This window comes from Streptomyces sp. V3I8, from assembly GCF_030817535.1.
Taxonomy (GTDB): Bacteria; Actinomycetota; Actinomycetes; order Streptomycetales; family Streptomycetaceae; genus Streptomyces.
In genome coordinates this window covers 5,710,297-5,732,204 of the sequence record NZ_JAUSZL010000002.1, presented here as the reverse complement: position 1 = coordinate 5,732,204, position 21,908 = coordinate 5,710,297, and the positions used below count along the sequence as shown (strand labels likewise).

Here is a 21,908-nt window from a genome sequence, read left to right as displayed (position 1 = left end):
CAGGCGGTACACGCCCCAAAAGCGATCTTCTCGATGTCCGGCGCGACGCTCCGGCACGGTGGTCGGGGTGGCGGGATTTGAACCCACGGCCTTCCGCTCCCAAAGCGGACGCGCTACCAAGCTGCGCCACACCCCGTCTGGTGCGACACGTAGGGTACATGCCCGGGGACCGCGCGGCGCCCGCATTCTCCGTGGCGTCCGCACCCACCGGAACCGGGTGTGCGACGAGCGGGTGCGACCCGCTACGATGCTCCAGTGCCGCGCGTCACTGACCTGCGGTGCGTACTGTGCGGGCGTAGCTCAATGGTAGAGCACTAGTCTTCCAAACTAGCTACGCGGGTTCGATTCCCGTCGCCCGCTCTCGGCAGTTCGGGGCCAGGTCGGAGGGTCACTCCTCCGAGCTGGCCCTTGCTCGTTCCCGGGGCACGGGTGGGCCGGGGAGGATGTCCGGGCGCGGGGTCGGCCGGGCGGCGGGTCCGGGCAGTGTTGCCCCGTCCGCTTCCGTGCCGCGCGCCCGCGGATCGCCGGGCCCCGCGGGACCACTCAGAACTGGATCGAGTTGATGGTCTCCGCTATCGAGTCGAGGAAGCGCTGGATGTCGTCCGCCATGCCGGTGGAGGCAAGGAAGAAGCCGAAGAGCACGGCGACGATCGCCGGCCCCGGCTTGATCGATCCTCCCCTGATCAACACCACCAGGACGATCGCCAACAGCAGCACCACTGACAGCGAAATGGCCACAACTGATCACACCCTACGGTCGGTCCGCTCTCCCGGCCCGGAGGTGCAGCCCCGCACACCCCCGCCAGGACCATCGTGCCACCAACAGGGCCGCCGTATGCGGCAGGTGGGGCACCCGTTGGTCACAGGAGCCAACGGCCGGGCCCCGTACGGCAATTCGAAGGGGCCCCGCACGGGAAATAGAAATGATCATTTCCATGCCCACGCACCCGTTCGCACAACTTGTTCGCAGGTAATTCGAATTGTCGGCACGGACACACCGACGGGCACACCGACCGGCTCCGCGGGCAGGGCGCCAACAGCCCACTAAAGACGACTCAACCGGACATTCCGTCAGAGTCGCCCGCGGGCGTTATGAACCGCTTAGTCGGTAGATAGGTGGTCGTAACGCCCGGGACACGTGTGGTGATCGCCATAGTGATTGCGATGTCAACTTCTCTGAATTCTGGGTACCCGCAGGACCATGAGCAGGTATCGCCCCAGGGGTTTTACCGAATCCCACAGACAACGCTAGGGTGCCTCAGATGTCCCACGCTGCCTCGTCCCCCGCATGTGCAGCGAGGTCGCGGATCGACTTCCCCAGCTCGTGGTGGGAGGGTCTGTGACGAACTCGCTCCGTCCGCACGGCCAACAGAGGGCTCCCCTGCCGCCGGTCGCGTCACCGGCGCCCGGCGTACCGGGTCCGAGACCGCCCGGACCACCGCAGACGGGGACCGTCGGCGCCGGGCCGGGTGCCGCACCCGTCAAGCAGCGTGACGCGTTCTTCGACAACGCCAAGTACCTCGCGATCGTCTTCGTCGCGATGGGCCACGCGTGGGAACCGCTGACCGACCACAGCCGCGTCGCCGAGGCGCTCTACATGGTCGTCTACACCTTCCACATGCCGGCCTTCATCCTCATCTCCGGCTACTTCTCCCGCAGTTTCGACATGCGCCCCGACCGGCTGCGGCGGCTGATCACCGGTGTCGCCGTGCCGTACGTCCTCTTCGAGGTGGCGTACTCCCTCTTCAAGAGGTGGGCCGACGACGATCCCGGCCACCCGATCAGCCTGCTGGACCCCTGGTACCTCACGTGGTTCCTGGTCGCGCTGTTCGTGTGGCGGATGACCGTCCCGCTGTGGAAGGTCGTGCGCCGGCCCGTGCCGCTCGCACTCGCCGTCGCCGTCCTCGCCTCCGTCTCCCCCGACATCGGCGACGACCTGGACCTCCAACGCGTCCTGCAGTTCCTGCCGTTCTTCGTCGTGGGCCTGTTCATGAAGCCCGAGCACTTCCAGCTGATGCGGCGCCGCGAGGTGCGGATCCTGTCGGTGCCGGTCCTCGCGGCGGCCCTGGCCCTCGCGTACTGGCTGGGGCCGCGCATGAACTCGGCGTGGTTCTACCACCGCGACAGCGCCCAGGAACTGGGGGCGCCCTGGTGGGCCGGGGTGGTCATGACCCTCGCGCTGTTCGGCAGCTCGATGGTGCTCACGTCGTGCTTCTTCGCCTGGGTGCCGCGCCGCAGGATGTGGTTCACGGTGCTCGGCGCGGGCACGCTGTACGGCTACCTGCTGCACGGCTTCCTGGCCAAGGGGTCGCGCTTCTGGGGCTGGTACGACGACTACACCTGGCTCAGCCGTCCGGTGGGCGAGGTCTTCGTGTCCGTCTTCGCGGCGGCGCTCATCACCGCGCTGTGCACGCCGCCCGTGCAGCGGATGTTCCGGTTCGCCATGGAGCCGAAGATGGAGTGGGCGTTCAAGAGGGACGCCACCGAGATCGCCCGGGAGCGGGCCAGGTCCTGACCCTGCCCGTCCCGCTGTCCCGTCACCCTGTTGTCCCGCGGCCCCGTCGGCCTACGCACCGACGGGGCCGCGGTCTTGCGGCAGGTGCCCGGCTGTCGGCCGGTGAGGCCGGGCGCGCAGCTCCCCGCGCCCCTCACCGGGCGGGGGCGTCAGTCCTCGGGCAGGCCCAGGAGTGAGCGCATTTCGGCGTACTTCCGCGTCAGGCGGGCTCTCGTGCCGGGGTCCAGGGCCGCCAGGCGGGCCGGGTCCGTGTTGTGGGACAGGTCCGACCGCTTGACCAGGAGGGCCCCCGGGGTCGACAGGACGCGGTCCGCGTAGGCCTCCGCGGGCTCGCCCGGGCGTTTGGTCACGGCCAGGACGATGGCCTTCGTACGGGGCGACAGCGCCGCCTCGCGCAGCCAGTCCTCCGACAGTGCGTCGTCCTCCACCGCGTCGTGCAGCCAGGCGGCGGCGATCTGTTCCTCGTCGCCGCCGCGGGCCCGTACCCCCTCGGCCACCGCCCGCAGATGCTCGGCGTACGGGCGGCCCGCCTTGTCGGTCTGGGCGGCGTGCGCGTCGCGGGCCAGGGCCTCGACCTGAGTGAGGGTCAGCGGCGGGCCGCTCTCGTTGCCGGTCATGCGTCGAGTGTGCCCGTACCGCCTGCCCAGTCACCCCTCCGTGATCGTTTGGTAAACTAATTACTGACGATTTCTTGACGTTCCCTTGACCCACTCGACCGAAGGAACGGACCCATCGGACACGCAGAGCTCCTGATCGCCATGGGCGGCGCCTTTCTGGCCGCCGCCGTCCTCGCCCGCGCAGGTGCCCGTATCGGGCTCCCCACCATCCCCCTCTTCATCCTGGCCGGCATCCTCCTCGGCCCCCACACGCCCGGCTTCGTACTCGTCTCGGACCCCCACGAGATGGAGATGCTCTCCGCGCTCGGCCTGGTGCTGCTGCTCTTCTACCTCGGCCTCGAGTTCCACATGGACGACCTCAAGGCGGGCGGACGCCGGATGGCGCTCGCCGGGGGGACCTACCTCGCACTGAACGTCGGCGCGGGCCTGGGCTTCGGATTCGCCCTCGGCTGGGGGACGTCCGAGGCGCTGGTCCTCGCCGGGGTGCTCGGCATCTCCTCGTCGGCGATCGTGACGAAGGTGCTCGTCGACACGGGGCGGCTCGGCAATCCCGAGACCAAGCCCATCCTCGGCATCATCGTCGTCGAGGACATCTTCCTCGCCCTCTACCTGGCGGCCCTCCAGCCGATCCTGTCCGGCTCCGACTCGCTCGGCTCGGCGGTGCTGGACGGCGGCAAGGCTTTCGCCTTCCTGCTGCTGCTGGCGCTCGCCGCGCGGTTCGGTACCCGGATCGTGGGGCGGCTCTTCGACACCCGGGACGACGAACTGCTGGTCATCTCCTTCCTCGGCGCGGCCGTGTTCATGGCCGGGGTCTCGGAGTGGTTCGGGGTCGCGGACGCGATCGGGGCGTTCATGGTCGGTCTGATGCTCGGCAGCACGACGTCGGGCGAGCGGATACTCAAGCTGGTGCATCCGCTCCGAGACGCCTTCGGAGCGATGTTCTTCTTCGCCTTCGGTCTGTCCATCGACCCGGGGGACCTCATGACCGTGCTGTGGCCGGTGGTGGCCGCGGTGGCCGTGACGCTCGTCATGAACGTGCTGGCAGGGCTGGGGGCGGCGCGGATCTACGGGTTCGGGCCCGGGCCCGCCGCCAACATCGCCACCACGCTGCTGGCCCGCGGGGAGTTCGCGCTCATCCTCGCCACGATGGCCGCGGCGGCGGGGCTCGACGAGCGGCTGTCGCCGTTCATCGCGGGGTACGTGCTGCTGCTGGCCGTGCTCGGGCCGCTGGCCGCGGGACGGTCGGGATGGCTGGCCAGGATCCTGCCGGGTGGGCGGGACCGGCCGGGGACGGAGCTGCGGGAGCCGGCGCAGGTCGGCTGAACCGCCCCTGGGAAGCGGGGCGCAGCCCCTGCTCCTCAGGGGCGCGGGGAACTGCGCGGCCGGCCCCCACCGGCCCGCACGCGGCACCCGCACCCGTACCCGTACCCGCAGAGAACCCGTACCCGTACCCGCAGAGGACCCGCACCCGAGCGGAGCTCAGAGCGTGGCGGGGCCCGTCGTCGCGCCCTCCCGGCAGATCAGCAGGAGCGCCCGGTCGTCGTTGACGTCCTTCGCGACCGCCTCGATCAGGTGCCACGCCGCCCCGTGGAAGCCGCCGGCCACATACCGGTCGGCTTCCCCGGTCAGGCGGTCGATGCCCTCGACGATGTCGCGGTCGGACGTCTCGACGAGGCCGTCCGTGAACAGCATCAGGACGTCACCGGGACGCAGCGACCCCTTCACCGGGTCGAACTGCGCGCCGTCGTACACCCCGAGGAGCGGCCCGTCCGCGGCCATCTCCTCCCAGCGTCCGTTGCCCGCGCTGAGCTGCAGGCCCGGCGGGTGCCCTGCGGTGAACAGCTCGTAGTCCCCGGAGTCCAGGTCCAGCACGAGGTGGGTCGAGGTGGCGAACCCCTCGTCCCAGTCCTGCCGCAGCAGATATCCGTTCGCCGCGGGCAGGAAGGCGTGCGGCGGCAGGGAACCCAGCAGGCCCCCGAAGGCGCCGGACAGCAGCAGGGCCCGCGACCCCGCGTCCATCCCCTTGCCGGAGACGTCGGTGAGGACCACCTCCAGGGTGCGCCCGCCGTTCGTGCGGGCCGCGACGACGAAGTCACCGGAGAACGACTGGCCGCCGGCCGGCCGCAGCGCCATCTCCCGGTGCCAGCCCGCCGGCAGCATCGGCAGCTTGCTCTGCACCCGGATCCGCTCGCGCAGGTCGAACAGCATGGTGCCGCCCCGCCGCCACGGCACCCCGACCCGGCTGCGGAACTGGGCGATCAGCAGCCCGAAGAACCCGCACGCGGCGACGACCAGCACGATGCCCGGCGTCACCCGGGAGGGGCCTTCGGTGTAGGGGCCGAGCTTCACGGATTCGACGATCAGCGCGGTGGCGGCCGCGGCGTACAGCCCGAGCAGGCTGGAGGGCCGCAGCAGCAGCCCGCCCGCGACGATCGGCAGGACGAGCATCGCCGGGGAGCACCAGACGGAGTTCATGAGTGTGACGCAGGCGATCACGGGAATGGTCATCAGGAGCCCGGCGAGGGCGACCCAGTCGGATCCGTCGCCGCGGAAGTAGTCGACGGCGGATCTGCGCAGCCCGGTGCGGACCCGGTGTACCTGCTTCTTCAACCGGGCCGTGAACGTATCGGCCGCCGCGCGCCGCTCTCGTCCTGCTGCCATTAGTTCGGGACCCTATCCATCGGACCAGGTGCTTGGCACGGGAGGTCCCACTTGTCCCCCGTCCGGGGACGGAAGTCACAGGGAAACCCGGTCCTCGCAGAGCGTACGGCCGCAGGGGGGTCCGGCACCGCACGGCCGGGAGAAATCCGGTCGCTGATCCCGGATTGCCCTGGTAGGCATGGGGACATGACGACAGACTTGCGTGTGCTGCGTCCGGCGGAGTGGGACGAGTGGTACGGGAAACTGGAGCTGGCCTTCGGCGGGGTCGCGGAGCCCGCCGAGGAGCGGGCCCTGTGGCGCGACCTCACGGAGTTCGACCGTTCCCTCGGGGTCTGGGAGGGGGAGGAGTGCGTGGGCACGGCCGGCGCGTTCACCTTCCGGGTCACGGTCCCGGGCGGCGCCGCCGTGCGGGCCGCGGGCGTCACGATGGTCAGCGTCGCCCCGACGCACCGCAGGCGCGGGGTGCTGGCGTCGATGATGCGGCGCCAGCTGGACGACGTACGGTCCTGGGGCGAGCCGCTCGCCGTGCTGACGGCATCGGAACCGGCGATCTACGGCCGCTTCGGCTACGGCATCGCGACCCATCAGATGCGGGCCGAGATCGACACGGCCCGGGTGCGCCTCGCGGTGCCGGACGGTACGGACGACGTACGGCTCCGGCTCGTCGACCCGCAGGCGCCGGACGTACGCGATGCCTGCGAGGCGCTCTACGCGCGCCGGGTGCCGACCCGGCCCGGGATGCTGGAGCGCCGGCCCGGCTGGGAGCGGCTGCCGCTGCTCCAGCCGGACGGCGGCGGCGGCAGGAGCACCTCGCCGCTGCAGTGCGTGCTCGCGCGGCGCGACGGCGAGGTCGTGGGATACGCGCGCTACTACAACCGGCCGGACTGGGACGCGGCCGGGCCGAAGGGCACGGTCGAGCTGCGCGATCTGGAGGCGCTCGACCCGGCGGCGTACGCGGCGCTGTGGCGGCACCTGTTCGACATCGATCTGACGTCGAGCGTGAAGACGTACAACAGGCCGGTGGACGACGCCTGGCTGCATCTCGTCTCCGACAACCGACGGTGCGCCGTGACGTCGCGGGACTCCCTCCACGTGCGCCTGGTCGAGGTCGGGGCGGCGCTCGAGGCCCGGACCTACCAGGCGCCGCTGGACCTGGTGCTCGACGTCGAGGACGCCTTCTGCCCCTGGAACGAGGGGCGGTGGCGGCTCACCGGCGACGCGAAGGGCGCGTCCTGCACCCGGACCACCGACTCGCCGGATGTCCGGTTGTCGGTGAGGGAGTTGGGGGCGGCCTACCTCGGTGGCGTGTCCCTCGCCTCGCTGGCCGCGGCGGGGCGCGTGCGGGAGCTGCGCCAGGGTGCCCTCGCGGAGGCCTCGCTCGGCTTCGCGTCCGTCGTCGCCCCCTGGCTGCCGCACGGTTTCTGAGCCGGTTCCCTGTGCCGTCGTGAACCTCCCACCGGGCAGGCCGAGTTCGGCCGCGTACGGTCCGTCGGGGCCCCGCGTACCCCGCCGGACCGGACGTATGCGGGCCTGATCGGGCCCGTCGGCGGGCGCGGGATTTTTCACGGGCCCGTGCGCCGTCGTGGGCCGCTCCGGACGGGCGCGCCGGTCCGGGCCGGCGGACACCGTCCCGCCACCTCCGCGACCTGCGGAAATCTCCGCCGCACACCCCTTCCGCACCCCCGCGCCACGCCGTCGCGGGGGTGCGGCCGTGTCCGGGCACGGGCGGGCGGACACCCCTGGCCGGCGCCACGACATGCCCTTGACACATCGCGACGGGCCACTTGTATGGTCTAGGCCAACAGAACGCGCCGTTCCGTTCGGGGAGTTGGCTCTTCGCGTGAGCAACCCATCCTGTGCGGACGGCCGGAGCGCGTCACCTTCGCGCCTCTTGGCCCCACCCGAGAGGCCGGTCCCGTCACGTGCGGTCCCCCACACAACCGTGCGTGCCAGGGAAGGCCTGATGTGAAGGAGTCCCCATGCACGCCAGCAGGAAGACGGCTGCCCTCATAGGCGCCGTGCTCGCCCCCGTCGTCGCCGTGAGCCTGCCCGCCGGGTCGGCGAGCGCCCACGGCTACATCTCGGATCCGCCCAGCCGCCAGGCGCAGTGCGCCGCGGGCACGGTGTCCTGCGGAGACATCACCTACGAGCCCCAGAGCGTCGAAGGCCCCAAGGGGCTGACCAGTTGCAGCGGCGGCAACAGCCGCTTCTCGGACCTGGACGACGACGGCAGGGGCTGGACCGTCACCCCGGTGCCGAAGAACACGACGTTCTCGTGGAAGCTCAGCGCACGGCACTCCACCAGCACCTGGGAGTACTACGCCGGCGGCTCGCGGATCGCCGTGTTCGACGACGGCGGCGCCCAGCCGGGCGCGGTGGTGAACCACCAGGTCGACTTCGGCGGCCTCAGCGGCAAGCAGAAGGTGCTGGCCGTCTGGAACGTGGCCGACACCGACAACGCCTTCTACGCCTGCATCGACGTCAACGTCGGCGGCTGACCGGCCGGGGCCGGTCCCGACGGGGACCGGCCCGCATCCCGGCCGTACCCCGGCGTGTCCGCGTACGCACGGCGGAAGTCCCCCACCTTCCTCCGCCGTCCCGCCCTGCGCGCCGCCCCTCCACACCCCACCCCCCACAGGAGTCGACACCGTGCACCGACGCATCCTCGGGCTGCTGACCGCCACCGGCGCGGCCGCCGCCCTCTGCACGCTCACGCTCGCCCCGACGGCCTCCGCGCAGAAGGCCGGCGAGGAAACCGCCGCCGCTTTCGTGGTCAGCCAGGCGCAGTTCGACGAGATGTTCCCCGGCCGGAACTCGTTCTACACGTACGACGGCCTCACCGCCGCACTCGACGCCTACCCCGGCTTCGGCAGCACCGGCAGCGACACCGTGAGGAAGCAGGAGGCCGCCGCCTTCCTGGCCAACGTCAGCCACGAGACCGGCGGCCTGCAGTACGTGGTGGAGCAGAACACCGCCAACTACCCGCACTACTGCGACACCGCCCAGCCCTACGGCTGCCCGGCCGGCAACGACAAGTACTACGGCCGCGGGCCCGTCCAGCTCAGCTGGAACTTCAACTACAAGGCCGCGGGCGACGCGCTCGGCATCGACCTGCTCAACAACCCGGACCTCGTGCAGAACGACGCGGCCGTCGCCTGGAAGACCGGCCTCTGGTACTGGAACACCCAGAGCGGCCCCGGCACCATGACGCCGCACGACGCCATGGTCGACGGCGCCGGGTTCGGCGAGACCATCCGCTCCATCAACGGCAGCCTGGAGTGCGACGGCGGCAACCCGGGCCAGGTCCAGAGCCGTATCGACAACTACCAGCGCTTCACGCAGCTGCTCGGCGTCGAGCCCGGCGGAAACCTGAGCTGCTGAACCGAGTCTCCCTCCCCCACCCCTCACCTCCCAGCAACGAGGACCGCATGCATCTGCTCTCCCCCCGCAAGTTGACGGCGTCCCTGGCCGTGGCGGCCGCGCTCGGCGCCGGTGCCGTCGTCGTCGGACCGGCCGAACACGCCTCGGCCGTGGCGGACACCATCCCGCTCACCCTGAAGAACACCTCGGGCAGCGGGGAACAGGTGTACGTGTACGTGATCGGCACCGAGCTCGCCTCCGGCAAGCAGGGGTACGCCGACGAGAACGGCACCTTCCACGCCTGGCCGGCCGGTGGCGCCCCGCCGGTCCCGGCGCCCGACGCCTCGTTCGCCGGGCCCGCCGACGGCGCGTCCAAGACCGTCCGGCTGCCGAAGTTCTCCGGCCGCGTCTACTTCTCGTACGGCCAGAAGCTGGACTTCCGGCTCGCCGACGGCGGACTCGTGCAGCCCGCCGTGCAGAACGCCTCCGACCCCAACCACGACATCCTGTTCAACTGGACCGAGTACACGCTCAACGACTCCGGCCTGTGGCTGAACTCCACCCAGGTGGACATGTTCTCCGCGCCCTACTCCGTGGGCCTCACCGCCGGCGACGGCTCCACCAAGGAGACCGGCAAACTCAAGCCGGGCGGCTACCAGGCCGTCGTCAACGGGCTGAAGTCGCAGGGCGGCGGCTGGGAGGGACTGGTCGAGTCCCGCGGCGACGGCACGCCGCTGCGCGTACTGGCCCCCGGGCACGGCATCTCCTCCGGCGCCATCCCGGCCGGTGTGATGGACGACTACATCGACCGGGTGTGGTCCAAGTACGCCACCGACACCCTGACGGTGACCCCGTTCAAGGACCAGCCCGACAAGAAGTTCCAGGGCCGGGTCAACGGCGGCAAGATGGACTTCACCGACGGTACGGGTGCCGTCGTGACGTCCTTCGACAAGCCCGACTCGGACTCCGTCTTCGGCTGCTACAACAAGCTGGACGCACCCAACGACCAGGTGCGCGGCCCCATTTCACGGACCCTGTGCGCCGCGTTCAACCGGTCGACCCTGCTCAGCAACCCCGAGCAGCCCGACGCCGACGCATCCGGCTTCTACCGGGACGGCGTCACCAACCACTACGCCCGGCTGGTCCACGAGCAGATGCAGGACGGGCAGGCGTACGCCTTCGCGTTCGACGACGTCGGCAACCACGAGTCGCTGGTGCACGACGGCGACCCGAAGGACGCGACCATCTCGCTCGACCCGTTCGAGTGAGCGCCGGTCCTCATGCCTTCTGACACGTAGGGCACCAGAAGAGGTTGCGGGCGGCGAGACCGGCGGTGCGGATCTCGCCGCCGCAGATGTGGCAGGGCATGTGCGCCCTGCGGTACACGTAGACCTCGCCGCCGTGGTCGTCCTTGCGCGGCGGGCGGCCCATCGCCTCCGGCTCGTGCTCCGGGCGGACCGTGTCGATGCGGTTGTTGCGGACCCCCTCGCGCATCAGCGCCACCAGGTCCGCCCACATCGCGTCCCACTCGGCGCGCGTGATGTCCCTGCCCGGCCGGTACGGGTCGATGCCGTGCCGGAAGAGGACTTCCGCGCGGTAGACGTTGCCCACGCCCGCGATGACCTTCTGGTCCATCAGGAGGGCGGCGATCGTCGTACGGCTGCGGGACACGCGTGCGTACGCGCGGGCCGGGTCGGCGTCGTCGCGCAGCGGATCGGGGCCCAGGCGGTCGTGCACCGCCTGCTTCTCCGGGTCCCCGACGAGGGTGCAGGTGGTGGGGCCGCGCAGGTCCACGTACGCGGTGTCGTTCTCGAGCCTGAGGCGGACCGTGTCCGTGGGCGGGGGCGCGGGGGCGTCGCCGAAACCGACCTTGCCGAAGAGGCCCAGGTGGATGTGGACCCAGTCCGCCGTCCCGAAGCCCAGGAAGAGGTGTTTTCCGTGGGCTTCCGCCTCGGTGAGGACCGTGCCGTCCAGGAGGGCGGCGGCGTCGGCGAACTTGCCCTGCGGGCTGGTCGCGCGGACCGTGCGGCCGCCGAATGCGCCGAGGTAGTCCTCGGCGAGCCGGTGGATGGTGTGCCCTTCCGGCACGGGGACCTCCGGTCGGGTGGGGTGGGTACACGCCTTTGGGGCCGCGCCCTCGGACCCCGTCCCGTCCGCGGGTGCGTGGGGGCCTGTCGCGCGGTTCCCCGCGCCCTCGGGTAGCCGGGGGTGCGGGGAACTGTGAAGTCAGCCCTGCGGGTGGTGCGCCGGGATGGGCGGGAGGGTGCCCGTCGTCTCGTACGACGCCAGCATGTCGATCCGGCGGACGTGCCGCTCGTCGCCGGAGAACGGCGTGTTCAGGAAGGTCTCGACGAACTTCGTCGCCTCCTCCTCGGAGTGCATCCGCGCCCCGACGGCCACCACGTTCGCGTCGTTGTGCTGCCGCCCGAGCGCGGCGGTCTCCACGCTCCACGCGAGGGCGGCCCGTACGCCCTCGACCTTGTTCGCGGCGATCTGCTCACCGTTCCCGGAGCCGCCGATCACGACGCCCAGCGCCTCGGGGTCGGCCGCCGCGCGCTCGGCGGCGCGCAGGCAGAACGGCGGGTAGTCGTCCTGGGCGTCGTAGACGAGCGGCCCGCAGTCGACGGGCTCGTGCCCCGCGGACGTGAGCCACTCCACGAGGTGGTTCTTGAGTTCGAAACCGGCATGGTCGGAACCGAGGTACACGCGCATGGTCCGAGTGTGACACGGCTGTTTCGCATCGGGCCCGTCGGGGCACGCGCAGGGACACCCGGAAGTGAACACGGGAAAAGATTGAGTAAAACTATGGAACCTCAAGGAAACCTCAAGTAACGATCTGGATTCAAAGGTTCAAGAATCCATTCACCTGGGATTCACTGGACCGGCTCGCCGCAGCCCACCCCACAGTTCCCGGCGCAAAGGAATCCCCCATGACCTCGCAGCCGACCCTCACCGAGGCCGGTAACGGCCCCGAGGGCTCCCGAGAACCCGACGGCGGCCTCCAGGCCGGACTCAAGAACCGTCACCTGTCGATGATCGCGATCGGCGGGGTCATCGGCGCCGGCCTCTTCGTCGGCTCCAGCTCCGGCATCGCCACCGCGGGCCCCGGCATCCTGCTGTCGTACTTCCTCGTCGGGACGATGGTCGTCCTCGTGATGCGGATGCTCGGCGAGATGTCCGCCGCCAATCCGACCTCGGGCTCGTTCTCCGCGCACGCCGACCGGGCGCTCGGCCGCTGGGCGGGCTTCTCGATCGGCTGGCTGTACTGGTTCTTCTGGGTCGTCGTGCTCGCGATCGAGGCCACCGCCGGCGCGGTGATCCTGGAGAGCTGGGTCCCGGCCGTGCCCCAGTGGGGCTGGGCGCTCATCGTGATGCTGGTCCTGACCGCGACGAACCTGGTCTCCGTGGGCTCGTACGGCGAGTTCGAGTTCTGGTTCGCCGGTATCAAGGTCGTCGCGATCGGCGCCTTCATCGTCATCGGCGGGCTCGCGGTCTTCGGCGTACTGCCGGGTGTCGACAGCGACACCGCCGGCCTCGGCAACCTCACGGACCACGGCGGCTTCCTGCCGAACGGGCCCGGGCGCGATCCTCACCGGCATCCTGCTCGTCGTCTTCTCCTTCATGGGCAGCGAGATCGCCACCCTCGCCGCGGGCGAGTCCGAGAACCCGCAGCGCGCCGTGACCAAGTCCACCAACAGCATCATCTGGCGGATCGGCGTCTTCTACCTCGGCTCGATCCTCGTCGTCGTCACGCTGCTGCCCTGGGACTCCAAGGCCATCCAGAAGGACGGCTCGTACGTCGCCGCCCTCGACTCGCTCGGCATCCCGAACGCCGGCGAGATCATGAAGTTCATCGTGCTGACGTCCGTCCTGTCCTGTCTCAACTCCGGCCTCTACACGGCCTCCCGCATGGCCTTCTCGCTCGGCCGCCGCGGTGACGCGCCCAGGGCCTTCGCCCGCACCACGAACCGTGGTGTCCCGATGGCCGCGATCCTCGCGTCGGTCGCCTTCGGCTTCGTCGCGGTGTTCTTCAACTACGAGTTCCCCGACTCGGTCTTCCTCTTCCTGGTCAACTCCTCCGGCGCCGTCGCCCTGTTCGTCTGGCTCGTCATCTGCTGCTCCCAGCTGCGGATGCGGAAGATCATCGAGCGCGAGTCGCCGGAGAAGCTGGTCGTACGGATGTGGCTGTACCCGTACCTGACGTACGCGACGATCGCGCTGATCGTCTTCGTCCTCGGCTACATGCTCACCGACACCGAGCACGACGGCCGCCAGACCGTTCTGCTGTCGCTGCTGGTGGCCGCCGTCGTGGTGGGCATCTCGCTGGTGCTGGAGAAGGTGCGCCGCGGCCGTCGCGGACGGGACGCGGTCACAGCGGAGTGAAGGTGTCCCGGATGTTCTCGTAGACGCCGACCGCCCGGTCCTCGACCTCCGGGCGGTACCAGGTGGTGATCTCGTAGGACGTGCCGCCCTCGTCGAAGCCGAGCAGACGGGCGTGCCAGGGCAGCCCCTTGACCGTGACCGTGTACTCCCACACGACGGCGGGCCTCTTGCGGAACGTGGTCTCCTCCAGCCTGATCAGCCGGTAGTCCAGGGCCTTCCGGGTGCTCCTCTCCGTCTTCTCCCACTGCCCCGTCAGGTCGCCGCGGGCCGGGGACGCGTTGGCCAGGACCTCCTGCCTGCGGTCGGGCGAGGTGTAGTGCACCTCGGCGCCGCTCTGCACCACCCGGGTCCAGCCGTCGGGCGGCACCCAGGCGTACATGCCGGCCTCCGTACGGGAACCGGCCGGGAGGCTCGGCGGGCGTGCGGTGCCCGCGACGGTCGGGGACGCGGAGCCCGTGCCGGCGGAGGGGGACGAGGAGGCCCCGTCCTTGTCGCCGGACGAGCCGCCGAGCAGCGGGACGAGCAGGCCGACGAGCGCCCCGGCGACGACCACGCCCACGGCGGCCACGAGGCTCTTGCGGCCGCGCGTCCGGTTCCCGGCGCGGGGCGGCGCGGACGGTACGGCGGGGCCCAGCGGTTCGCCCGGCGGCACCGGGGTGGCCCGGGTGCTCGTGGGCGGCCCGGCGGGGCCGCCGGGCCGCGGGCCGGGTGCCTCCGGTGGTTCCGCGGGGTCCGGTACGGGGGTCTGCGACAGCTCCGGTGCCGGGTGCCGCTCCGGCCGGACGCCCGGTGCGCGGAAGGCGTGCCCCGGGGTCGCGCCCTCGGAGGGGAGCTCGGGGGTGCCCTCGTGCGGGGCTTCGGAGGACGTGTTCTCGACGCCGACGCCCCCCTCGACGCCTACGCCGCCGTCGAGGTGGGCGGCCTCGGCCTCGGCTTCGGTGGTGGGGTCCGGCACCGGGGTCAGGGGGGTTCCGGGTGCTGCCGCCTCCGCCGGTACGGCGTCCTCCGTCGGCTCCGGTGCCGGGATGCGGGTGAGCAGGGGCGTCGGGCGTTCGGCCGGTGGCGACTGCGGCTCCGGCGCGGTGACCGGAACCGTCCTCGGCGCCGTCGCCCCCGTGCTGCCGTCCGCCACCGGGGCCAGGAGCGTGACCAGTTCCCCCAAGGCGGGACGTTCCGCCGGTTCCTTGCGGAGCAGGGCCGTGAGCGTGTCCGTCAGTTCCCCCGCGGCGGCGGGGATCTCGGGCTCCTCGTACAGCACGGCGTGCAGGGTCGCGAGGGTCGTCGCACGCGAGAACGGGGAGCGTCCGCCCAGCGCCGCGCAGAGGGTGGCGCCCAGAGACCAGAGGTCGGACGGCGGGCCCTGGGGGCGGCCGGAGACCCGCTCCGGCGCCATGTAGTCGGGGGAGCCGACCAGCATGCCGGCCATCGTCAGGGCCTCCGTGTCCTGGATGGCGGCGATGCCGAAGTCGGTGAGCACGATGCGGCCGGCCCGCCGCTCGACCAGGACGTTGCCCGGCTTGATGTCCCGGTGCAGAACGCCCCCCGCGTGCACCTGGCCGAGCGCCGCCGCCAGTTCGAGCCCGATCCTGGCCGTGTCGCGCGGGCTCAGCGGTCCGTCCTCCGCCACGACCCGTTCGAGGGAGCGGCCGTCGACCAGCTCCATCACGATCCACAGGCGCTCGCCCTCGTCCACCACGTCGTACACACGCACCACGTTGGGGTGGTCGATCCGGGCGGTGGCCCTGGCCTCGCGCAGGGTCCGTTCACGGCGGGTCCTGGCGTCCTCCTGGTCCATGCCGTCTATGCGCATCTCCTTGACGGCGACCGGCCGGTCGAGCGTCTCGTCGGCGGCGCGCCACACCCGTCCCATCCCTCCCTGGCCGATGCTCTCGGCCAGCCGGTACCGCCCCGTCACCAGCAATCCCGGAATACCGCCCCTCGTTATTCCCGGCACCCCCATGCCCCCCTTCAACACCTGCCACATATGAATCGCAAGAAACGCAAAGAAGCACGATGTGCACAATCTTGTGCCGCACCAGCATAGTGCGGAGAAATCTTGTGGTACCTCTTCAAGTACTGCGAATTCAGGCGCAGTCACGGGGTTACCAGGGGGACGAACATGAGTTCACGTCACATGACGATCGCCACGGGATCGCTGCTCACGGCATCTTTCTCGGCGGTGATGATCTTTTCCTTCTCCGCCGTCGCGGACGATCCGGGGCCGATGAGCGGCAAAGGGGGGAAAGTCGTCGACGAAGCGCCCGCGGGCGTAAAGCTGACGACCTCGCTGCCCGAGAAGATCAACGTCGACAACAGTTCGGAGAAAACGGCGATCACTGCGACCGTGAAGAATGGAGGAACGAAGGACAGCGGCGCAATTCGACTGCTCGTGGTCGGTTTCGACGGCCTCGCGGTCAAGGGTGTCGAGGGATGCGCGAAAATCGCCGAGTCGGATCTCCCCGACGGTTCGAACAGCGGCTACGCCTGCGCCATCGACAACCTGGCGGCCGGCAAGTCGGCGTCGTACGCCGTGAACGCGACGTTCGACCTGGGGAAGGAGGGCAAGATCTGTCTGCCCGTCCAGGACACCGGCGGCAAGAAGACGTTCTGGCAGCAGGGCCCGGTGCCGTTCGGTGCGAACAACCCCTCGCCGAACGCCCCGGCGACGCCCCTCCTGCTCGGCACCGACAACAGCCCGGTGACACCGGGCGGGGACAAGGCCGGCGGGGACAAGGCCGGCGGCGACGCGGGCGACAGGTCCGGCGGCGAGGAGCTGCCCAGGACCGGTCCTACCGACCAGGTCCTGCCGCTCGGCGCGGTGGGCGCGGCGCTCATCTGCGCGGGAGCGGCGGGTCTGTGGTGGACTCAGCGACGCCCGGGGCGGAGCGGATCCTGACGGCTCGACCGTCCGACGGAGGGCCTTCACGGTCCCTGGACGCGGAAAGAGGCTCGCCGGGCGGAGTCGGTGGACGACCCGGCGAACCTCTTCCGCGGAACCACGGCCCCGCCGTCAGCTCTCGTGCTGGACGAACTTCCAGGCGGCCGGGAGCAGGCCCATCGCCAGGGCGGCCTTCACGGCGTCGCCGATGAGGAACGGGGTGAGGCCCGCCGCCACGGCCTGGGCCGTCGTCAGGTCGGCGGCCAGGGCCAGGTACGGGACGCCGACCGCGTAGATGATCGCCTCGCCCAGCAGCATCGCGCCCGCCATGCGGAGCATCGAGCGGTCGGCGCCGCGGCGGGCGAGCGCGCCCACCACGGTCGCCGCGAGCAGCATGCCGAGGATGTAGCCGAAGGAGGCGGTGGCGCCGGAGCTTCCCGCGGCGAACCACGGGAGACCGGCCAGGCCCAGCAGGGCGTACAGGGCGAGGGAGGCGAGGCCGCGGCCGGCGCCGAGTGCGGTGCCGACCAGGAGGGCCGCGAAGGTCTGGCCCGTCACCGGCACCGGGGAGCCGGGGACCGGTACCGCGATCTGGGCGGCGAGGCCGGTGAGCGCGGCGCCGCCCGCCACGAGTGCGATGTCCCTGACGCGGGAGGCGGGCAGGAGGTCGGCGAGGACCTGGCGCGGGCGGGTGGTCGCGACGGCGGTGGTCATGGGGGCTCCGGCGGGGGTGTGGGTGGCGGGACCCGTCGACGCTATCCCAGCGGGGCCGGGTCGATCACCGTCAGCGGTCGACAAGGGGGCCGCCGGGGGTTGGTCCACCTCCGACAAAGGGTGTGCCGTACACCCGTGGGGGCGTGATGCTGGTCACGGGGGGCGGCGCACCGGTTCCCGCCCCCGGACGGGCCGGAGGCGGACCGCTCTGGCCGGACGGGGCCGCAGCCCCTACCCTCGACCCATGGTCCCCCAAGCCCGGAACTTCGCGTCGCGTCGCTACGTCGACCTGCGGCGCCAGGGCACGGCCACCTGTCGCCACCGCTGAGGCGGGCGGAGTATTCCGGCTCGCCGAGACGAGACAGATGCCGGCGCCGGACGTCAGGCGCCGGCGCCGTGTCGGACCAGCCTCCGAGGAAGTTCCCCATGCCCAGCTCCTCCCTCGCCCCCGTACGCCCGCACCCCCGTCCCCGCCCCGGTGCCGTCGACAGCGACCGCCGCAGGACCAGCGCCAGCGTCATCCTCCGGTCCGTCCTGGACCACGGCCCGGTCGCCCGCAGCACCATCGCCCGTCTGACCGGCCTCTCCCCGGCGTCGGTCACCGACCACTGCGCCCGGCTCACCGGACTCGGCCTGATCCGGGAGGCCCCCGAACCCCGGCGGCCGGCCGGGACCGGCCGCGTCGGCCGCCCCCACGTCCCCGTCGACCTGGACGGCTCCCGCTTCGTGGTCGGCGGCGTCCACGTGGCGGTGCCGTACACCACGGTCGCCCTCCTGGACCTGCGCGGCCGGGTCGTCGCCGAGCGCCGGCTGGACCACGACGGTGCCGTCGTCGAGCCCGCCCGGGTCCTGGCCGACGCCGCGGCCGGTCTGCGCGCGCTCCTGGCCCACCACCGGACCCGTACCCCGCTCGCCGTGGGCATCGCGGCCGGCGGCTGGGTCGACCGGGACTCCGGGAGCGTCGTGGAGCATCCCCTCCTCGGCTGGCGCGACGTGCCCGTACGGGAACTGCTGCACGCGCACACCGGTCTGCCGGTCCATGTGGACGGTCACGCACGGGCGCTGGTCAACGGGGAGCGGCTCTTCGGCGGGGCGGCACGCGGCAGCCCGAGCGTGCTGCACCTCTTCGCCGGCAACGTCGTCGACGCTGCCTTCGCCACCCACGACGAGGTCCACCACGGTCCCCGTTCGCAGGCCGGGTCGATCGCCCACCTGCCCGTCGCGGGCGGCACCGAGCGCTGCGACTGCGGCCGGACCGGGTGCCTGCAGGTGGAGCTCAGCGAGCGGACGCTGTGCCGGCGGGCGCGGGAGGCGGGGGTCGTCCACACCTCGAACCCCCTGCGCGTGCTGGCCGCCGCGGCCGGCGGTGACGCAACCGCCGTACGCCTGCTGCTGCACCGCTCCCGGATGACCGGCCGCGCGGTGGGGCTGCTGCTCGACGTGCTCAACCCGGACACGGTCGTCGTCACCGAGGCGGGCGCGATCCACCGCGAGGACTGCCTCGCCGCGCTGCGCGAGGAGGTCGGGCCCGACCGGGCGGCGGCCGTCGTGCCGACCAGTTTCCCGGACTCGGTCCTGGCCGTCGCGGGCGGTTCGGTGGCCCTGGACGTGCTCTACCGGGATCCGCTCGGCATGTCTCCGGAAGGGTTCCCGGCCCTGTCACCGGGACCGATTTAATTCAGAAGATCCGAATGTTGACAGGCCCTCCACCAGGCCAGGAGCATCGTGCCCATGAGCTGCCGCACCTTCTGTTGTTGACACATCGAAGCGTTGACACGACGTTGACGCGCTGACGATCCGTCCGCGTCCGTCGGTCACCTCCCGCCGCGCTCCGCGCGTGTGTCCGGCTTCTTCCTCCCCTTTCTCCGTCTTCTCCGCGTTCTCCCCTTTTCCTCGCTTTCCTCTTCGGCGCGTCCTCTCCCCGGCTCCGCCCGCGGTACTTCCCCGTGCCCCGCCCCATGACTCAGCCATGACATCAGGGAGTCCTCCCATGCCACCTCTGTCCCCGTCCGGAGCCGACCGGCGGCTCTTCCTCTCCTCCCTGCTCGGCGCCGCCGCCGCTGCCGGGCTCAGCGGTTGCGCGGGCAGCAGCGCCGCCGACACCGGGAGCAGGAAGGCGGCGACCGCCCCGCTGTCCGACGAGGTCCCGTCGGGCACCAGCCTGAAGATCTCCTCGTACCAGGGCGTCCAGCAGTTGCAGTTCAAGCTCGCGGGGCTGACCGACCTGCCGTTCGAGGTCTCCTCCTGGGCGAACATCGGCGCCGGTCCCGATGTCATCAACGCCTTCCGCTCCAAGTCTCTGGACGTCGCCAACAACGCGGGCATCCCGCCCATCCAGGCGCACTACCAGGGCTTCGACGCGAAGATCGTCGCCGTCAACCTCACCCGCAGGCCCAACTACCTCTTCGCCACCAAGCCGGGCAGCGACATCCGGTCGGTGAAGGACTTCGAGGGGAAGAAGCTGGCCTTCTCCCAGGGGCAGGCCCAGGGGGTCGTCCTGCTGCGGGCGCTCAAGCAGGCCGGGCTGGCGTACGACGACGTGAAACTGGTGCCGCTGACCAGCAACCAGTTCCTCACCGCGCTGCAGGCGGGCCAGGTGGACATCGCCCCGCTCGCCAACCAGCAGTCCCCGGCCTACCTCAAGCAGTACGGGCCCAAGGGCGCCCGCACTATCCCCACCGACGTCGTGGACCTCCTGAGCCTGCTGTGGGCGCCCACCACCGTGCTGGCCGACAAGGCGAAGGCCGCCGCCGTCGCCGCGTACATCCCGCGCTGGGCCAAGGGCCAGGTGTGGGCGTACGAGCACCCCGACGAGTGGAACAGGGAGTTCTACGTCGGGACGCAGAACCTGAGCCTCGCCCAGGCGGAGGCGATCACCGAGCTCGCCAACAAGCCGCTGTTCCCGCCGAGCTGGGACGAGGCCGTGAAGTGGGAGCAGGAGACCGCCGACCTGCTGGCCGAGGGCGGCTTCGTGAAGGAGTTCGAGGTCGGCCAGCTCTTCGACCGTCGCTTCGAGGGCATCGCGGCGCAAGCCGTCCCCGCCGGGTACCGGAGGTGAGCGCCGTGACCACCACCGCGACCACCCCCGTCGTCACCGAGGACACCGCGGCCGCCGAGGACACCGCGGCCGGCTCCGCCACCCGGCCGGCCCGGCGCGGCAGGCGGCGCCGCGGGCTCGCCCCCGGCAAGCGGCTGCCCGCGTCCCGGCTGATCGGTCCCGCCCTGTTCTTCGTGCTCTGGGCGGCCGCCTCAGCCGCCGGGCAGCTGGACCCGAACGCGATCCCCGCGCCCTGGACGGTCCTGCGCACCACCGGGCGGTTGTGGAGCGACGGCACACTGTCCACGGACGTCCTCACCTCGCTGCGGCGCGCCGGATCCGGCTTCGCCCTCGGGCTGACCGCCGGGGTGGCCCTGGCATTGCTGGCCGGGCTCAGCCGGATCGGCGAGGCGCTGGTCGACGGGACGGTCCAGCTCAACCGGGCGATCCCGACCCTCGGTCTGATCCCGCTGTTCATCCTCTGGCTGGGCATCGGCGAGACCTTCAAGATCGCGATCATCGCCATCGTCGTCTACATCCCGATCTACCTGAACCTGTACTCCGCGCTGTCCGGCATCGACCACCGGTTCGTCGAACTCGCCGAGGTGCAGGGGCTGTCGAAGTTCCGGTTCATCCGGGAGATCGTCATCCCCGGAGCGCTGCCCGGGTTCTTCGTGGGACTGCGGCTCGGTGTGACCGGTTCCTGGCTCGGCCTGGTGGTGCTGGAGCAGATCAACGCCACCAGCGGGCTCGGCTACCTGATGTTCCAGGCCCAGAACTACGGCCAGACGGACGTCATCCTCGTCGGTCTGCTGATCTACGGAATCTTCGGCCTGGTCTCCGACAGCGCGGTCCGCATCATCGAACGGAGGGTGCTGTCGTGGCGACGCACACTGAACGGCTGACGCACACCGGACAGCCCTCGTCCCAGGCGGCGCCGGCCGTCCGGATCCGGGGCCTGACCCGCTCCTTCGACGGGCGGACCGTCCTCGACGACGTCGACCTGGACCTGCCGGCCGGGCAGCTCACGGCCCTGCTCGGGCACAGCGGCTCCGGCAAGAGCACCCTGCTGCGCGCCGTCGCGGGCCTCGACCACGAGGTCGCCGGCAGCGGCACGCTGAGCGCCCCGGACCGGGTGTCGGTCGTCTTCCAGGACTCCCGGCTGCTGCCCTGGCGGCGCGTCCTCGACAACGTCCTGCTCGGCACCGAGGGCAAGGACGCGGCGCGGCGGGGCCGCGCCGCCCTCGCCGAGGTGGGTCTCGCCGGGCGCGAACGGGCCTGGCCCAACGAGCTGTCCGGCGGCGAGGCCCAGCGTGCCGCGCTGGCCAGGTCCCTGGTGCGGGAACCCGAACTCCTGCTGGCCGACGAGCCGTTCGGCGCCCTGGACGCGCTCACCCGGATCCGGATGCACGGCCTGCTGCGCGAGCTGTGGGAGCGCCACCGGCCCTCGGTGCTGCTGGTCACGCACGACGTGGACGAGGCGATCGTGCTGGCCGACCGGGTGCTCGTGCTCGACGAGGGCCGGATCGGCCTCGACCTGGCCATCGACCGCCCGCACCCGCGCTCGTACCGCGATCCGCTGCTGGGCGAGTACCGCGAGCGGCTGCTGGCCGCGCTCGGTGTGACGGAGGACCACGGGGGCCACGGCCCGGCGGCCGGCACCCCCGCGCACCAGGAAACCCCCACGGACCAGGAGGACCACCAGTGACGACCCGGCGCCGGCTGCACCTCAACGCCTTCCTC

At 71.5% G+C, this 21,908-nt stretch carries 19 protein-coding genes, 2 tRNA genes and 1 pseudogene; 13 read left to right on the top strand and 9 right to left on the bottom strand.

All coding sequences use genetic code 11. From position 1 onward, the window contains the following. Positions 1 to 59: 59 nt before the first annotated feature. Positions 60 to 136, bottom strand: a tRNA-Pro gene (locus QFZ75_RS25465). A gap of 153 nt (positions 137 to 289) precedes the next feature. Between QFZ75_RS25465 and QFZ75_RS25460 the strand changes: the two genes are divergently transcribed. Further along, positions 290 to 360 (top strand) — tRNA-Gly (locus tag QFZ75_RS25460). Positions 361 to 543: 183 nt separating this feature from the next. Here the strand turns inward: QFZ75_RS25460 and QFZ75_RS25455 are convergent. Beyond that, complete coding sequence (locus QFZ75_RS25455; protein ID WP_149513662.1) at positions 544 to 738, bottom strand: hypothetical protein; 195 nt, start codon at positions 736 to 738, stop codon at positions 544 to 546. A 601-nt stretch (positions 739 to 1,339) separates the two neighbouring features. On the opposite strand from QFZ75_RS25455, the gene QFZ75_RS25450 reads away from it, so the two are divergent. Then, the gene (locus QFZ75_RS25450) at positions 1,340 to 2,515 is read left to right on the top strand and encodes an acyltransferase family protein (RefSeq protein ID WP_307540448.1); all 1,176 of its coding nucleotides are present in this window, start codon (positions 1,340 to 1,342) and stop codon (positions 2,513 to 2,515) included. A 149-nt stretch (positions 2,516 to 2,664) separates the two neighbouring features. On the opposite strand, the gene QFZ75_RS25445 is transcribed toward QFZ75_RS25450, so the two are convergent. Continuing rightward, positions 2,665 to 3,132 (bottom strand): HD domain-containing protein, encoded by a 468-nt coding sequence (locus QFZ75_RS25445; protein WP_307540446.1) that lies wholly within the window; start codon positions 3,130 to 3,132, stop codon positions 2,665 to 2,667. 141 nt (positions 3,133 to 3,273) lie between these two features. Between QFZ75_RS25445 and QFZ75_RS25440 the strand changes: the two genes are divergently transcribed. Beyond that, a complete protein-coding gene (locus QFZ75_RS25440; protein ID WP_307540444.1) occupies positions 3,274 to 4,455 on the top strand; it encodes a cation:proton antiporter in 1,182 nt (393 codons plus the stop codon). Between the two features lie 156 nt (positions 4,456 to 4,611). On the opposite strand, the gene QFZ75_RS25435 is transcribed toward QFZ75_RS25440, so the two are convergent. Continuing rightward, positions 4,612 to 5,793 (bottom strand): PP2C family protein-serine/threonine phosphatase, encoded by a 1,182-nt coding sequence (locus QFZ75_RS25435; RefSeq protein WP_307540442.1) that lies wholly within the window; start codon positions 5,791 to 5,793, stop codon positions 4,612 to 4,614. Positions 5,794 to 5,979: 186 nt separating this feature from the next. On the opposite strand from QFZ75_RS25435, the gene QFZ75_RS25430 reads away from it, so the two are divergent. From QFZ75_RS25430 to QFZ75_RS25415, 4 genes are all read left to right on the top strand, one after another. Further along, positions 5,980 to 7,218, top strand: coding sequence for a GNAT family N-acetyltransferase (locus tag QFZ75_RS25430; protein WP_307540440.1), 1,239 nt, complete (start codon positions 5,980 to 5,982; stop codon positions 7,216 to 7,218). A 554-nt stretch (positions 7,219 to 7,772) separates the two neighbouring features. Beyond that, positions 7,773 to 8,291: a lytic polysaccharide monooxygenase auxiliary activity family 9 protein gene (locus QFZ75_RS25425; RefSeq protein WP_307540438.1), complete on the top strand. Its 519-nt coding sequence runs from the start codon at positions 7,773 to 7,775 to the stop codon at positions 8,289 to 8,291. Positions 8,292 to 8,442: 151 nt separating this feature from the next. Then, positions 8,443 to 9,174 carry a chitinase gene (locus tag QFZ75_RS25420; protein WP_307540437.1) on the top strand — a complete coding sequence of 244 codons (732 nt, stop codon included), beginning with the start codon at positions 8,443 to 8,445 and terminating at the stop codon, positions 9,172 to 9,174. A 47-nt stretch (positions 9,175 to 9,221) separates the two neighbouring features. Beyond that, on the top strand, positions 9,222 to 10,421 hold the full coding sequence (locus tag QFZ75_RS25415; protein WP_373465943.1) for a glycoside hydrolase family 64 protein: 1,200 nt from the start codon (positions 9,222 to 9,224) through the stop codon (positions 10,419 to 10,421). A 10-nt stretch (positions 10,422 to 10,431) separates the two neighbouring features. Here QFZ75_RS25415 and QFZ75_RS25410 read toward each other — a convergent pair whose 3' ends face one another. Further along, positions 10,432 to 11,241, bottom strand: a complete 810-nt coding sequence (locus QFZ75_RS25410; protein ID WP_307540435.1) for an Fpg/Nei family DNA glycosylase — start codon at positions 11,239 to 11,241, stop codon at positions 10,432 to 10,434. A 138-nt stretch (positions 11,242 to 11,379) separates the two neighbouring features. Next, the gene (locus tag QFZ75_RS25405; protein WP_307540433.1) at positions 11,380 to 11,865 is read right to left on the bottom strand and encodes a ribose-5-phosphate isomerase; all 486 of its coding nucleotides are present in this window, start codon (positions 11,863 to 11,865) and stop codon (positions 11,380 to 11,382) included. A 218-nt stretch (positions 11,866 to 12,083) separates the two neighbouring features. Here QFZ75_RS25405 and QFZ75_RS25400 point away from each other — a divergent pair. After that, positions 12,084 to 13,536, top strand: a pseudogene (locus QFZ75_RS25400) (amino acid permease). Here QFZ75_RS25400 and QFZ75_RS25395 read toward each other — a convergent pair. After that, on the bottom strand, positions 13,523 to 15,451 hold the full coding sequence (locus tag QFZ75_RS25395) for a serine/threonine-protein kinase (protein ID WP_307540431.1): 1,929 nt from the start codon (positions 15,449 to 15,451) through the stop codon (positions 13,523 to 13,525). The pseudogene QFZ75_RS25400 and the gene QFZ75_RS25395 sit on opposite strands and share 14 nt — an antisense overlap. Before the next feature lie 215 nt (positions 15,452 to 15,666). Then, positions 15,667 to 15,873: a hypothetical protein gene (locus QFZ75_RS41195; RefSeq protein WP_373465942.1), complete on the bottom strand. Its 207-nt coding sequence runs from the start codon at positions 15,871 to 15,873 to the stop codon at positions 15,667 to 15,669. A gap of 7 nt (positions 15,874 to 15,880) precedes the next feature. Between QFZ75_RS41195 and QFZ75_RS25390 the strand changes: the two genes are divergently transcribed. After that, the gene (locus QFZ75_RS25390; RefSeq protein ID WP_373465941.1) at positions 15,881 to 16,432 is read left to right on the top strand and encodes a hypothetical protein; all 552 of its coding nucleotides are present in this window, start codon (positions 15,881 to 15,883) and stop codon (positions 16,430 to 16,432) included. A 114-nt stretch (positions 16,433 to 16,546) separates the two neighbouring features. Here QFZ75_RS25390 and QFZ75_RS25385 read toward each other — a convergent pair whose 3' ends face one another. After that, positions 16,547 to 17,128 (bottom strand): biotin transporter BioY, encoded by a 582-nt coding sequence (locus QFZ75_RS25385; RefSeq protein WP_307540427.1) that lies wholly within the window; start codon positions 17,126 to 17,128, stop codon positions 16,547 to 16,549. A gap of 426 nt (positions 17,129 to 17,554) precedes the next feature. Here QFZ75_RS25385 and QFZ75_RS25380 point away from each other — a divergent pair, with 426 nt between their 5' ends. From QFZ75_RS25380 to QFZ75_RS25365, 4 genes are all read left to right on the top strand, one after another. After that, on the top strand, positions 17,555 to 18,805 hold the full coding sequence (locus QFZ75_RS25380) for an ROK family transcriptional regulator (RefSeq protein ID WP_307540425.1): 1,251 nt from the start codon (positions 17,555 to 17,557) through the stop codon (positions 18,803 to 18,805). A 313-nt stretch (positions 18,806 to 19,118) separates the two neighbouring features. Beyond that, positions 19,119 to 20,186 carry an ABC transporter substrate-binding protein gene (locus QFZ75_RS25375; protein WP_307540424.1) on the top strand — a complete coding sequence of 356 codons (1,068 nt, stop codon included), beginning with the start codon at positions 19,119 to 19,121 and terminating at the stop codon, positions 20,184 to 20,186. Continuing rightward, positions 20,183 to 21,070: an ABC transporter permease gene (locus QFZ75_RS25370; protein ID WP_307540423.1), complete on the top strand. Its 888-nt coding sequence runs from the start codon at positions 20,183 to 20,185 to the stop codon at positions 21,068 to 21,070. Before QFZ75_RS25375 ends, QFZ75_RS25370 begins: the two co-directional genes overlap by 4 nt. Beyond that, a complete protein-coding gene (locus QFZ75_RS25365) occupies positions 21,046 to 21,873 on the top strand; it encodes an ABC transporter ATP-binding protein (RefSeq protein ID WP_307540421.1) in 828 nt (275 codons plus the stop codon). The genes QFZ75_RS25370 and QFZ75_RS25365 overlap by 25 nt, the downstream gene beginning before the upstream one ends. Positions 21,874 to 21,908 lie beyond the last annotated feature (35 nt).